The 13,515-nt window shown below is 52.0% G+C and carries 10 protein-coding genes; all 10 read right to left on the bottom strand.

Going from position 1 to position 13,515, the window contains the following annotated elements; translation table 11 throughout:
* Positions 1-326 precede the first annotated feature (326 nt).
* The 10 genes from spoVE to rsmH all read right to left on the bottom strand — a co-directional run bounded on the left by spoVE (position 327) and on the right by rsmH (position 13,512).
* Positions 327-1,424, bottom strand: coding sequence for a stage V sporulation protein E (gene spoVE / locus TY10_RS01355; protein ID WP_042159815.1), 1,098 nt, complete (start codon positions 1,422-1,424; stop codon positions 327-329).
* A 46-nt stretch (positions 1,425-1,470) separates the two neighbouring features.
* Positions 1,471-2,901: a UDP-N-acetylmuramoyl-L-alanine--D-glutamate ligase gene (murD, locus tag TY10_RS01350; RefSeq protein WP_042159813.1), complete on the bottom strand. Its 1,431-nt coding sequence runs from the start codon at positions 2,899-2,901 to the stop codon at positions 1,471-1,473.
* Between the two features lie 153 nt (positions 2,902-3,054).
* Positions 3,055-4,017 (bottom strand): phospho-N-acetylmuramoyl-pentapeptide-transferase, encoded by a 963-nt coding sequence (gene mraY, locus TY10_RS01345; protein ID WP_042159808.1) that lies wholly within the window; start codon positions 4,015-4,017, stop codon positions 3,055-3,057.
* A gap of 4 nt (positions 4,018-4,021) precedes the next feature.
* Positions 4,022-5,422, bottom strand: a complete 1,401-nt coding sequence (locus tag TY10_RS01340; protein WP_042159807.1) for a UDP-N-acetylmuramoyl-tripeptide--D-alanyl-D-alanine ligase — start codon at positions 5,420-5,422, stop codon at positions 4,022-4,024.
* Entirely contained in the window at positions 5,419-6,906 is a 1,488-nt protein-coding gene (locus TY10_RS01335; protein ID WP_042159806.1) for a UDP-N-acetylmuramoyl-L-alanyl-D-glutamate--2,6-diaminopimelate ligase, read from the bottom strand. Before TY10_RS01335 ends, TY10_RS01340 begins: the two co-directional genes overlap by 4 nt.
* Before the next feature lie 42 nt (positions 6,907-6,948).
* Complete coding sequence (locus TY10_RS01330; RefSeq protein ID WP_042159804.1) at positions 6,949-8,892, bottom strand: stage V sporulation protein D; 1,944 nt, start codon at positions 8,890-8,892, stop codon at positions 6,949-6,951.
* A 94-nt stretch (positions 8,893-8,986) separates the two neighbouring features.
* Positions 8,987-9,337 (bottom strand): hypothetical protein, encoded by a 351-nt coding sequence (locus tag TY10_RS01325; RefSeq protein WP_042159802.1) that lies wholly within the window; start codon positions 9,335-9,337, stop codon positions 8,987-8,989.
* A gap of 522 nt (positions 9,338-9,859) precedes the next feature.
* Complete coding sequence (locus TY10_RS01320; RefSeq protein WP_238327398.1) at positions 9,860-12,088, bottom strand: penicillin-binding transpeptidase domain-containing protein; 2,229 nt, start codon at positions 12,086-12,088, stop codon at positions 9,860-9,862.
* Between the two features lie 54 nt (positions 12,089-12,142).
* Positions 12,143-12,544: a cell division protein FtsL gene (ftsL, locus tag TY10_RS01315; protein WP_052350281.1), complete on the bottom strand. Its 402-nt coding sequence runs from the start codon at positions 12,542-12,544 to the stop codon at positions 12,143-12,145.
* A gap of 17 nt (positions 12,545-12,561) precedes the next feature.
* A complete protein-coding gene (rsmH, locus tag TY10_RS01310) occupies positions 12,562-13,512 on the bottom strand; it encodes a 16S rRNA (cytosine(1402)-N(4))-methyltransferase RsmH (RefSeq protein WP_042159797.1) in 951 nt (316 codons plus the stop codon).
* Between the last annotated feature and the right edge of the window lie 3 nt (positions 13,513-13,515).

The raw sequence follows: 13,515 nt of genomic DNA, 5'->3' as shown, positions 1-13,515 counted from the left end.
TATGCCCAGCGCAGCCCGAGTGTGACAGCAGCCCATCCCTTCGCTCCCCTCACGGAAAGCGGTATTCCTTTTCATTTCGTTCATTCTAGCATGATCAACATTATTGGCTCTATAAGTTTCAGCAGCACGGAGCTGCGATTATGCGTAAAGGATGTCTGCGGTTACAAACACAAAATGGGCGTCATGAACGCCCAAGCCGAATGCGCTGCCGCCTGAGGGCGGCAAATCTGCGCAATCCGTATCGAATAAAGCATGAACAAGACTCTACCATTTTATCTGCCATTGAGGCTTATGTCGACCATGGATGTGTATTGCTTCGTATTGCTTCATCTGGAATAGCGTGAAATATTGAGTAAAATGCCTAACGCCGTCAGCAGCAGCGTCAGCGATGAACCGCCGTAGCTCACTAACGGAAGCGTAATGCCCGTTACAGGCATCGCGCCGATAACAACGCCGATATTGATCAGTACCTGCACGCCGACGATGCCAGTAATGCCGACCGCCAGCAAGCTTCCGAACGTATCCGGTGCAGCGATAGCTGTCCGGATGCCCCGCCATACGAGAATGGCGAACAGCGTAATTAACGCCGTACCACCGATAAAACCAAGCTCCTCCGATAGGATGGAGAAAATAAAGTCGGTTTGCGGCTCTGGGAGATAACTAAACTTTTGCCGGCTCATGCCAAGCCCCAGTCCAACCAGTCCTCCTGGTCCAATTGCATATAGGGATTGAATAATTTGATAGCCCTTCCCAAGCGGATCCGACCATGGGTCCAAAAAACCGGTAATCCGGTCCAGCCGATACGGCTCAGCAATAATAAGTCCCACAAGCCCAACAACGCCAATTAGCGCTAGTGAACCCAGGTGACTAATTCGGGCCCCCGCTGTAAAAATAAGCAGCAGTGAAGCGCCGACCATGACAGCGCCCGAGCCAAGATCCGGCTGTAGCATAATTAACCCGAAGGCTAGTCCCATCAAACCAAGCGGCGGAAGCAGTCCTCTCGTGAACAGCGTAATCGTCTGCTGCTTCTCCGCCAGCCATTTGGCCAGAAACAGCACCATCGCGAGCTTCATAAATTCCGAAGGCTGAATACCGAAGGAGCTAATGCCGAGCCAGCTTCGCGCTCCGCCGCGTACGACGCCAATACCGGGTATGAGCACGATGACAAGCAGCACGAAGCAGATGATCAGCGCGAGTTTGCCCCACTTTTTCCAAATTTGATAATTCGCGTTCATCGTAAAAATCAAAGCACCTATGCCTAATAGAGCAAAGATAAATTGACGCTTCACATAGTAGAACTTATCACCGAACTCATGGAAAGCGAGGACGGCGCTCGCGCTGTATACAATCACCAATCCAATGGAGAGAATGAGCGCAATCGAGATTATCATCCAGACGTCCGGGGCGGACCTGCCTTTGGCCATATTCAACACACCTCTTAGCTTGCGTAAGTAGGGACGAGCCCCCTACTTACAAGGTATGCGCCGAATCTTTAAAAATGCGCCCGCGTTGCTCATAGGATTCAAACATATCCCAGCTTGCGCATGCAGGCGACAACAGTACGATATCACCTAACTCAGCAAGCAGGGCTGCTTGCCGTACGGCTTCCCGCAGTGTGGACTCGGCGTCCTCTACAGGTTCGACCATTCGGACACTCTCTAAACCCGCAAGCTCCGCAACAGCCGCAAGCTTCGCTCTCGTCTCGCCAAGGACGACGAGGCCTTTCAGCCGGTCGCGGAACAACGGCAGCAGCTCCATATAATCGGAGCCGCGGTCGAGTCCTCCCGCGATAAGTACAATTGGCGCGCTGAGCGAACCAACGGACATCGTAGTGGCGATCGGATTAGTCGCTTTCGAGTCGTTGTAGTATTTCACGCCATTCACCTCGGCTGCGTACTCCAGACGGTGCTCTACGCCCCTGAAGCCGCGCAGGGCGGCAGCAAGCGCTTGCGGGTCTGAGCCTGCGCTCAGACATGCAGCAATGGCCGCTAAGGCGTTAGCTGCATTGTGACGGCCCGGTATGCCAAGCTCATCCACGGGCAAAATAGCTGTTTCTGTGCCGTCTTCCCGGCGCCATACGATCTCTCTGGCGACAGCAGCGCTCTCTGCGTCTGCATTTTTCGCAAATGGCGGCTCTACGCAAACGCCTTGCTCCAGACGCTCGTATAACGAGAACGGCAGGACGCTTCCCTTCACGCGGGCAGCGATCCCCCGGCATACAGGATCATCCCAGTTCAGCACAGCAACGTCATCGCTGCTCTGATTGGCAAATAGCTTTTCTTTCGATGCTACGTAATCCTCCATGCCGCCATGATAATCCAGGTGAGTCTCCGCAATATTCAGCAGCAGCGCCACTTTCGGACGGAAAGCGCTCGTCCCTTTCAATTGGAAGCTGCTAAGCTCAGCGACGATCCAATCCTCGGCGCTTGCAACGAGGGCCGCTTCACAAAGCGGTGTACCGATATTGCCGGCGATAATCGGATTTGTACCCGCAGCTTTAAGCAGCTCGCCGATCCAAGTCGTCGTAGTTGTCTTGCCGTTAGAGCCGGTAATACCGATAATCGGCGCAGGCGACAGCCAATAGGCGACCTCTACCTCGGTCACGACTTCTACGCCAAGCTCCTCCGCCCGGCGAATCGGATCGGCCGAATAAGGGATGCCCGGATTTTTGACTAGCAGCGCCGTTTGCTCCGTGACAAGATCGTCCGGGTGATAACCGCATAGCACAGAAATGCCCAAAGCAGTCAGTTCATCCGCTTCGGGACATAATTCACGTTCTTTTTTATCGTTGACGACAACGTCCGCTCCGAGGGCATGGAATACCTTTGCAACACTAACGCCGCTTCTGGCTAGGCCCAGTACGACCACCTTGCGGCCCCGGTAAGATTCCGGATGGTTCATAATTCAGCAGCTCCTTTTTGTATGTAGAAAAGCTAAAATGCATACCTTTAACCTCTGCATATTTACATATTGATGATACCTAATAAAAAGCATTAAGGACAACAAAATGTATGTTCGCATTTTGTTGTCCTGCATATGTGTGTGTTGCTGCTGCTAGAATACGCGTGCGAGCGCCAGTCCCACAAGGGCGAATAAAAGTCCAACGGTCCAAAAAACAGATACAACCCGCCATTCGGACCAGCCCGACAGCTCGAAATGATGATGAATCGGACTCATCTTGAAAATCCGCTTGCCGCGGAGCTTGAATGAGCCAACTTGCAGGATTACAGACAGCATCTCCAGTACGAACACGCCGCCGATGACGATAAGCAGCAGCTCCGCTTTGGCAAGAATGGCAACCGCAGCGATGCCTCCGCCTATACCGAGCGAGCCCGCATCCCCCATAAACACCTTCGCCGGATGGGCGTTGAAGACGAGAAAACCGAGCACTGCGCCAATCATTGCAGCGGAGAAAATCGCCGATTCATGCGCCGAAGCCTGAAGCGCAACGAGCGTAAATGCGCCAAAGGCGATAGCGCTCGTCCCCGACAGCAGGCCATCCAGTCCGTCGGTAAAGTTGACCGCGTTGCTCGCGGCGAACATGATGATAACGACGAAAGGATAATAGAACCAGCCCATATCAAAGCCCCAGCCCGTCAATGGTACAGATACGACCGTGCTATGATTCATATTGTACAATTGCGCGCATACGATGATGGAGAATAACAGCTGGCCGAACAGCTTTTGCCGGGCCGTCAAGCCAAGCGACCGTTTAAATACGATTTTAATATAATCGTCTAGAAAGCCGACAAGTCCAAAGCCGATCGAGGCGGTAAGAAGCACCCAAAATTCGGGCGTCTTATCCGAAAATTTCAGAAAAGAAATGAGCAGCGCCAGCATAATGATAATGCCGCCCATCGTAGGCGTTCCGCTTTTTTTCAAATGGCTTTGCGGGCCATCCGTCCTGATTTGCTGTCCGAACTTCATCCGTCTGAGCAGAGGAATGAATAATGGTCCGAGCAGTACTGCTAGCAGGAATGATGCGCCTAATGAAAATAAAATGACCATCATATCCATTTCCTCACCCCACTTCCAAAGTTTGAACGATTTGTTCCATTCTCATGCCCCTGGACCCTTTGACAAGCACCAGGTCGCCCGGCTCCAGCCGGACCTTCAGCCACTCCGCAAGCTCATCTTTATCTGCAAAATGAGCGACAGCATCGTCTCCTAGAGTCGCTTTCGCTCCCTCTGCCGTCCGCTCCGACAGCTTGCCGAGCGTTAGCACGGCATCCGCCTTCTCCGGTGTAACATAGGCGCCGGCTTCATAATGAAGCGACTCCTCTTCCGGCCCCAGCTCCAGCATATCACCAAGCACGATCCATTTCTTCCGGAAGCCTTCCAGCTTCTCTACCAGATCGATAGCAGCCCGTACAGCCGTCGGATTCGCATTATAGGCGTCATTGAGAATCATCGCCCCATTATACGCTCGAACAGGCTGAATGCGCATCCCGGTCAGCGCAAGCCCGGCCAAGCCGGTACGAAGCTGCTCGTTCGATATGCCAAGACGGCGTCCGATTGCAATCGCAGCAAGCGCATTGCTCACATTATGCTGACCCGGCACCGGAATTGTATATGGCACATCGGAAGCTTCCCCTTGACGGATGACCGTGAAGGAGGACGATACGGCACCTATATCAATATTCGCAGCCGACCAGTCATTTGTGTCCTCCAGCCCGAAAGTTTGCAGCTCAAGCCCTTCGGGAAGCTCCATCGTTGCAAGCTCTGCTTTAAGGAGCGGCTCGTCGCCGTTATACAGCAGCAGGCCGCGTGATTGCAGCCCCTGCACAATTTCCAGCTTCGCTTTGGCGATTCCTTCGCGGGAACCAAGCTGAAGCAGGTGGGCATCGCCAATATTCGTAATGATCGCGATATCCGGGCGGGCAATGTTCGTCAGCAGATCGATTTCGCCGAACCCGCTCATCCCCATTTCCAGAACAGCACAATCCGTGTCTTCATCTAATTGAAGAACGGTCAGCGGCAAGCCGATATGATTGTTCAGATTGCCTTCTGTCTTATGAACGCGATATGACGTGCCAAGTGCGGCAGCTACCATATCCTTCGTCGTCGTTTTTCCATTGCTGCCGGTAATGCCAATCACTCGGACGTACAGCTCTTCCCGATAAGAAGAGGCAAGCTGCTGCAGCGCCTTAAGCGTATCCCGCACTTTGAGCAGCGGAGCGTCGGCCAAAGCCTCCGGCACCTCGCGCCCCGATTGCCACATTGCGGCTGCAGCTCCGTCTTTCAATGCCTGCTCCACAAATTCATGCCCGTCAAAATTATCACCAACGAGCGGTATGAACAGCTGTCCAGCTTGAACACGCCGTGAATCGGTCCCAACGCCTTCAATACGGACGTCGGCATCCTTCTTATTCCATTTGGCACCGCACATGCCGGCTATTTGCTCCAAATTTCGATTAATCAATGTAATAATCCCCTTATCGCTTCTTTCGCCACGAGACGATCGTCGAACGCATGTGTTACGCTTCCGATGATTTGATACGTTTCATGACCTTTCCCCGCAATCAATACTACATCGCCTGGGCTTGCCATTTCAACCGCTTTTTCAATTGCCGTGCGGCGGTCGACCTGCAGCTCATAACGGGCTGGAGCCACTTTGTCGGCAATGAGGGCCGCTTCAATATCTTTAAGTATAAGTGCAGGATCTTCGGTTCTCGGATTATCAGAAGTAACTAGGACATAATCGGCGTATTTTGCCGCAATCGAGCCCATAAGCGGACGTTTCGTCTTATCGCGGTCTCCGCCGCAGCCGAACACGCAGATGATGCGCGGCGGAGCAAGCTCCTTAACGGCCCGCAGCACGTTTTCCAAGCCGTCGGGTGTATGCGCATAATCGACGATAACGGCAAAGCTTTGACCCGCCTGCACCGATTCTACCCGCCCTGGCACGCCAGGAACAGCTTCAAGACTCGTCTTCACTTGTTCCAGCGGAACACCTTCTATTAAAGCGGCTGAAATGGCAGCCAGCGCATTGTAGACATTGAACTTGCCGACCATCTGCAGCGTAATATTCGCCTCGCCGCGGAAGGTGCTCACATGAAATGAAGTTCCCTGCGCCGTAATGGAAATGCCAGAGGCACGCACGTCCGCATCATTATCGATGCCGTAAGTAATGACCTCTGCTGCCGTCATTTTGATAAATTCATGGGAAGCCGTATCGTCAATGTTGAGAACCGCAAAGGAACGATCCTGCTCCCGCGCCGGATATTCATTGCCCAGCCGTGAGAAAAAGAGTCCTTTGGCCGCTGCATATTTTTCCATCGTGCCATGATAATCAAGATGATCCTGCGTCAGGTTCGTAAAGACGGCTGTACGGAACCGGCAGCCCTTGACCCGGCCTTGATCCAGCGCATGAGAGGATACCTCGATCGCGCAATGGGTCGTCCCCGCTTCGCGCATATCCGCCAGATAGCGCTGCAGCTGCAGTGCTTCAGGCGTCGTGCCCGACATTGGGATCGACTTCCCCTCATAGCGCATTTCAACTGTACCAATAACGCCCGCGCTTTTACCGTTGTCATTCAATATTTGTTCAATCAAATAGGTTGTCGTCGTTTTGCCATTCGTACCTGTAACACCTATCAAACTAAGCGAGCGGCTGGGATGCCCGTAGAAATGATCAGCCAGGACGGCCATCGCAACCCGGCTGTCCTTGACGATCAGCTGCGGTGCATCGATGTCTAGCTTGCGCTCGACGACGAAAGCAGCAGCACCGCCTTCGAGAGCCTGAGGCGCATAGTCATGTCCGTCGACCGTATGGCCGGGCAGGCAAATAAACAAGTCGCCCTTCTGGACGCTGCGGGAATTTGTCTCTAATCCCGATATTTCGGTATCTCCGGCGCCAACAAGCCGGGACGTTATGAGAAGTTCAGCCAATTCACTTAATAGCATGCTGCATGCCTCCTAGTCATATTGCTTCAACTACCATTATAGTCAATGGGAATGGGATATATCATCCTCATCGCCCAAATAAATCCGTATCGTCGAGCCCCGGTCTACACGCGCTCCCGCGGCCGGTGCCTGACGGATGACGGTATTGCCGGACCCTGCAGATGTCAGGTTGAAATTCATATTCATATCTTCATAGATATCCGACACGGTCTTGCCCACTAGATTCGGCACGGTTACAACCGGCGTCTCGCCTGGCTTGTAGTTGCGGGTAATTTGCTTGTCTCTGGCAGGCACTTGAAGAATCGTCAGCGCATCCTCCATAATGTTGCGAACGATCGGCGCCGCAACGACCCCGCCGAATTGAATGCCCTGCGGATTGTCGACAGCCACATAGACGACGATTTGCGGATCATCCGCCGGTGCAAAGCCGATGAATGACACGATGTGCTCGTTCGGGGAATAACGGCCGTTGACGACTTTTTGCGCCGTACCGGTTTTGCCTCCGACGCGGTAGCCGTCAATAAATGCATTGCGGCCTGTGCCTTTGGCTACAACGCTCTCCAGCGCCTCCCGGACTAGCTTGGACGTCTCCTCAGATATGACTGTACGCACCGCCTCGGGCTCGGTTCGCTCAACCACAGCCCCCGTTTCGGGGTTGATCCAGCCCTTCGTCACATGCGGCTTATAAAGCGTGCCGCCGTTGACCGCTGCCGACACCGCCGTAATCTGCTGAATCGGCGTAACCGATACACCTTGGCCGAATGCTGTAGTTGCCAGCTCGACAGGACCAACTTGATTCATTTTAAACATAATGCCATTCTCTTCGCCATTAATATCGATGCCGGTTTTTGTACCGAATCCGAAGTTTTTAATATAATTGAAAAGCTTGTCTTTGCCAAGCCTTTGACCCAGCGTTACGAAGCCCGGATTGCAAGAATTTTCCACAACCTCAAGGAAGGTCTGGCTGCCGTGACCGCCCTTTTTCCAGCACCGCAATCTCGCACCGCCCACCTCTATTGCGCCCGGATCGAAAAATCTTTCATTTTTCAAATCAACTTTGTTCTCTTCAATAGCTGCGGCCAATGTAATAATTTTGAAAGTCGAACCGGGCTCGTAAGTCATCCAAATCGGCAAATTCCGGTTGTATACTTCCGCAGGCACCTCATTATATTTATCCGGCTCAAAAGTCGGCCGGCTCGCCATACCGAGCACCTCGCCGTTGTTCGGGTCCATTGCAATGGCAATGATATTGTCCGCTTGCAGCTGCGCCATCGCTTGATCGAGCTCGCGCTCCATAACCGACTGAATTTGCTTGTCTATCGTCAGCTGCATCGTCAGCCCTTGTTTCGGCTCAACATATGTATCCGAAGAATTCGGCATTTGACGGCCCTTCGCGTCGGACAAGAAGGAAACATTCCCTTTGATGCCTGTCAGCATATCGTTATATTTCAGTTCTACGCCCGTAAGCCCCTGATTGTCAATACCGGTAAAGCCAAGGACATGCGCAGCTAAGTCTCCAAACGGATAAAAGCGTTTATTATCCTCCGCTACAACAATGCCCGGAATCGCCAGCTCGCGCACCTGCTGCGCTTTTTCCAGCGTCATTTTCCGGCCGCCAGGCTTTAGTTGGACGAGCATCGTTTTTTTCTTGTTCAGCAGCTTTAAGAGATCATCTTCAGTCATATCCAGCAATGGAGCGAGCGTCTTTGCCGCTGCAGGCTTGTCTTTGATCTGCACGGGAATGGCCCATACGGTAGGCGAGCTGACATTGTACGCCAGCTTCGTACCGTTGCGGTCCAAAATCTCGCCCCGCTTGGCCATATAAGGAATATCCCGCCTCCAGGAATTTTCCGCTTTGGAAGCAAGCTGCTCCCCTTCCCATAGCTGTACATATGCCAACCGCAGCACAAGCGCCGCGAAAGCAATAATCCCAACGATCAGCACTGCAAAAAGACGACGTCGCAATGTGACATTCGAAACTTTCATCGCTCTATCCACTCCTCGGACTTATTGTCGCAAAGCGCGCACTGGCGCTCATTCCCAAACTATTCGGGACAAGGGTGCAATAGAACAAGCTTTATCAGCGCTGCGCGAATGCCGGCCCGTTCTGCCGTTCTTGGTTCCATTCAATCGCTGCAGCGATTGATGGAGCGAACCTGCGAAAAGTCAGAACGGGCTCGGCTTTCGCTCCGCTGTTGCTCTTTAAACATAAGGGCAAAGACCCATTTACAAAAGACGAGGTGCTGTTGCGCTGCGCGAATACCGGCCCGCTCTGCCGTTCTTGGTTCCATACAATCGCTGCTGCGATTGATGGAGCGAACCTGCGAAAAGTCAGATCGGGCTCGGCTTTCGCTCCGCTGTTGCTCTTTAAGCATAAGGGCAAAGACCCATTTACAAAAGACGAGGTGCTGTTGCGCTGCGCGAATGCCAAACACCTCAGATCGAGACCAAAGCAACAAATACCGTCACTGTTTATGTAGCCGCAGCAATCCAAATGCAAAAATACATTTTGTTTTGGCGTTTTGCAGCCGAAAAGTCGATCAAAATGCAAATCTGCATGTCGAATTGGTCATTTCAGCCGATTTTGAGCAAATTCGGCCGATCAAAATGCACTTTTACATTTTGAGGCGGAAAAACGCACTTTTTGCGGCTATCAAAATGTATTTTTGCATTTTGGCGGCCGACGGATCGCCCGAGCCCTAGGCGCTACAAACCAATGTTACTCAAGTACATACAATCTTTGTGGCGCAAGGCAGCAGCGGCCGTCCTGCTCACTCCGGCGCATCAAGGTTACATATACCCTTCAATCAGCAGCCGTCATACAGCAGCACAGTTACAATCCCGCTGCGAACTGCCCCGCGCAATCCCAACCATAATCCCAACCGCAACCACAAACAAAGAGAACCCCTGTATTTGTAAATAAACAGGGGGTTCTCGAAAAAGCTGAAGCCGGTTAATCAACTGGCTCATTGGAGGCAGAGTCGGAGCCCTCGCCATCGGAGGTGCCGGTATGATCAGCGTCTCCGCCTGCATCATCAGCGCTGTCGGTCGAACTATCGCCCGGAACGATAATATCGCCGCCCTCAGGCGGCTGCAGCTTGAGACGCAAGTGACGTTCGCCTTTTATCTGCTCCTCCTGCTGAGAGACGACATACCCCTGGCCTTCGACGATCAGGCGGATATTCAGTACGGAAGACACTTCAAGCGCATCCCGGAGCGACAGTCCGGTCAAATCCGGAACTTTCAGCTTGTCCCGCTGCTCCGTAATTAGATAGATTCGCTGCGACGAATTAATAACAGTCCCATTCGCCGGAATTTGCTGCAGGACGGTTGTACCGTTGCCTACAATTTCATAATCGAGATTTTTGGCTTTAAGCAGCGCCTTCGCTTGCACTAGGGTCTGCGATCTCATATCTGGAGCTGTGATCGCGTCTTTCTTCTTCGGCTCGTCCTCTAGCTTAACGCTAGGCGCGATACCGTAGTGACGAAGCGTTTTGGAGACGACCTCTTTGAAAGCAGGAGCCGCAACTGTACCGCCGCCCACGAGGGAGTTGTTCGGCTCGTCGACTACGATATACAGTACGATCTTCGGATCTTCAACCGGCGCATATCCGATAAAAGAAACGACGAATTTTGTTTTGGAATAAACGCCGTTTACAACTTTTTGTGCCGTACCTGTTTTACCCGCCACCCGATATCCTTCAATATAGGCGTTTTTACCCGTACCAATCACTTTGTCAGATACGACCTGCTCCAAGTATTCGCCGACTTTCTTTGACGATTCTGGAGATATGACTTGCCGGACAACCTTCGGCTCAAATTTCTGGGTCGTTTTAGTGGCCGGATCATAAATTTGCTTAATAATTTGCGGCTGCAGCAGCTTGCCGCCATTCGCGACAGCAGCGACAGCAGCAACTTGCTGAATTGCCGTTACTTGTACTGCCCCTTGTCCGAAAGATGCCCGAGCGATGTCACTAGGCCGGTTCAAATTAATATTGACCTTCCCTGATGATTCCCCGCCAAGCGCAATACCAGTCTTCTGACCAAACCCAAAACGATTGATATAGTCGACTAGCTTCTCACCGCCAAGCTGTTCCAGTCCTAGCTTAACGAACGCTACGTTACTGGAGTGTTTCAGTCCGTCCAAGTAGCTGATCGTTCCCCAGCCCACTCTATTAATATCATTAACCGGTTTACTGCGCGGTATGTTTATAGAGCCTGACTTATAAGTCGCGTTTGGATTAAAAAGCCCTTCTTCCACAGCCGCTGCAAGCGTCACGATTTTGAACGTCGAGCCCGGCTCATAAAGCGATTTGATGGAGTGGTTATATGCATTGTCGTAATCACTTTTCCAATAGATATTCGGATTGTACGTCGGCATTTGCGCCATAGCCAAAATTTCCATCGTTTTGGGATCAGCCGCAACCGCCGTTACTGTCTTCGGATGATATTGATCTACGATTCCTTTAAGAGCGTCTTCAAGATAACGTTGAATTTCGGCATCGATCGTCAGCGTAATGTCCTGTCCGTCTTTCGCGGGCTGGTAAGAGATTTCTCCGTTCGCAAGCTCGACCCGCTTGCCGTCTTTCTCGTAAATAATGTTGCCGTCTTGGCCTCTCAGCTTCTCGTCAAGAAAAGCTTCAATTCCGGTCTTAGCCTGGCCTTGCAGATCAATATAGCCTAGAAGCTGCGAAGCCAACATATTTTTCGGATAGTAGCGTTTCGTATCATTCGCAAGATGAATGCCCACATCTTTGTTTTTGACCTCATGCTTTTTGGCCAACTCGTCGCTAAACGCCTTTATTTTATCCGCAAGCTCCTTATCGATCTTCAGCCCTTCCCGGCCGACCGACCGGTAAACAAAATATTCATCGGTTCCTTCCTTCTGGGCGGTAACGAGCTTCAATAGTTCAGCCTCCGGCTTCCCTAATAGAGTATGCAGCCCTTTCGCCACCTCGTCGGCAATATCCAAGCTGTTAATGAGCTTTGGATTTACCGAAACGGTATACGCCAGTGTGTCCATTGCAAGCACCGTACCATCCCGATCCGTAATTGTCCCCCTCTTGGCGTATAGCTTTTCTTCTGTTGACCATCTTGTTTTGGCCATGTCATACCAGAAATCGCCCTTGACGACCTGTACCCAGTAGACTCGGCTTAAAAGAATAACAAAAAGGAGGGTCATTATCCCTCCAAACAGCAATGTCCGTAATCGAATTCGTTTTATCATAGCGGTCACCTAGTTCCGCAAGGCAGACTCGGTATCATCCACACCCGGATTTACCGTAATGCCGGGCGTTTCCGTAATGGTCATGCCCCGCTCCTCTGCCAGCTTGCGAATCCTCTCTTTGTCGGAGAGCATCTCTACCTGCTTGGTCAGCTCTTTCATTTCAATGTTCATCGCTTCGTGTTCGTTAGTCATTTGCTTGATTTCGACACGCATCCCGTAGATTTGAGACTGACGGACCAAGATGAGTCCAAGCACGATAACGAGTACAACGACCGAAAACATATACAACAGCTTTTCCTGAGTCGGAAGCGTCTTGCGCTTGACGACGACGCGCTTTGTTTCGCGGACGGTTTGCCGCTCCTCCGGTTTGCGCTTTGGCTGCATAGCCAAGTTACCGTTAATGTAAGACAATGCGAGAACCCCCTAAATCACAATTTTTCTGCGACACGCAGCTTGGCCGAACGAGCGCGCGGATTTAACTCCAGCTCCTGCTCGCTTGGAACAATCGGCTTGCGGTTCACTAACCGCAGCGTTCCTGTGCCGCCGCATACACACATCGGAAAATCCGGCGGACAAGTGCATTTTTCAATATATTTCGCAAATAATTGCTTGCAAATCCGGTCCTCTAGCGAATGGAACGTAATGACTGACGCCCGGCCCTCAGGGGCAAGACATCTGACGGTTTGCTCCAACGCGGTTTCTTCTGCGCCAAGTTCATCGTTGACCGCGATACGCAGCGCCTGGAATGAACGTTTGGCGGGATGTCCGCCTGTCCGTCTGGCTGCTGCAGGTATGCCGCTCTTGATCAGCTCGGCAAGCTCTCCCGTCGTCTCTACTGGAGCGTTTTCACGCGCCTGTATGATTTTGCGGGCGATTGATCTGGCAAACTTCTCCTCGCCATAATGGCTTAGAATGCGGGAAATTTCACGCTCATCCCAGCTATTGACGATGTCATAAGCTGTTAGAGCGCCCCCTTGATCCATTCGCATATCTAGCGGAGCATCATGGTTGTAACTGAAGCCGCGGTCGGCTTCATCTAGTTGTGGGCTGGATACGCCAAGGTCAAACAATATGCCGTCAACCTGCGGAACGCCGTCTTTCGTCGGCACGCCGCATTCAAGCAGCTTTTCTTCCAAATACCGAAAATTGCTTTTCACCAGCGTTACTTTATCCATATAGGGAGAAAGCTTAACCTTAGCGTTATTCAGCGCCGCGTCATCTTGGTCGAATGCGATCAAACGGCCTCCGTCGCCGAGCCGGGAAGCTATCAATTCACTATGTCCCGCGCCTCCAAGCGTGCAATCCACGTAAATACCGTTTGGCTTGATATTCAAGCCTTTAACCGCTTCTTCCAAAAGAACTGTAATATGCTGAAACACGCG

This window comes from Paenibacillus gorillae, from assembly GCF_000513275.1.
Classification (GTDB): domain Bacteria; phylum Bacillota; class Bacilli; order Paenibacillales; family Paenibacillaceae; genus Pristimantibacillus; species Pristimantibacillus gorillae.
Note: the sequence above shows the minus strand (reverse complement) of the source record. Positions and strands in the feature narration are given on the sequence as shown.